Source organism: Candidatus Phyllobacterium onerii, from assembly GCF_028331445.1.
Lineage (GTDB): Bacteria > Pseudomonadota > Alphaproteobacteria > Rhizobiales > Rhizobiaceae > Phyllobacterium > Phyllobacterium onerii.
The window spans coordinates 1-304 of sequence record NZ_JAQMHX010000057.1; the positions used below are offsets into that span (position 1 = coordinate 1).

1 pseudogene is annotated in these 304 nt (G+C 67.1%); it reads left to right on the forward strand.

From position 1 onward, the window contains the following. Nucleotides 1-304 (forward strand): annotated as a pseudogene (locus PHA01_RS29185) (Re/Si-specific NAD(P)(+) transhydrogenase subunit alpha); the annotation flags it as partial.

A 304-nucleotide genomic window follows, 5' to 3' on the forward strand; every position in this document is an offset into this window, starting at 1 on the left:
ATATGACCGCGCGCTGCCGATGATGATGACGGCGGCCGGCACCGTGCCTGCGGCGAAAGTGTTCATCATGGGCGTCGGCGTTGCCGGGCTACAGGCGATTGCCACGGCGCGCCGGCTTGGTGCGGTGGTGACCGCAACCGATGTGCGCCCGGCGGTCAAGGAACAGGTCGCCTCGCTCGGCGCCAAGTTCCTCGCGGTCGAGGACGAGGAATTCAAGGCCGCCGAGACGGCGGGTGGCTACGCCAAGGAGATGTCGAAGGAATATCAGGCCAAGCAGGCGGCCCTGGTTGCCGACCACATCGCC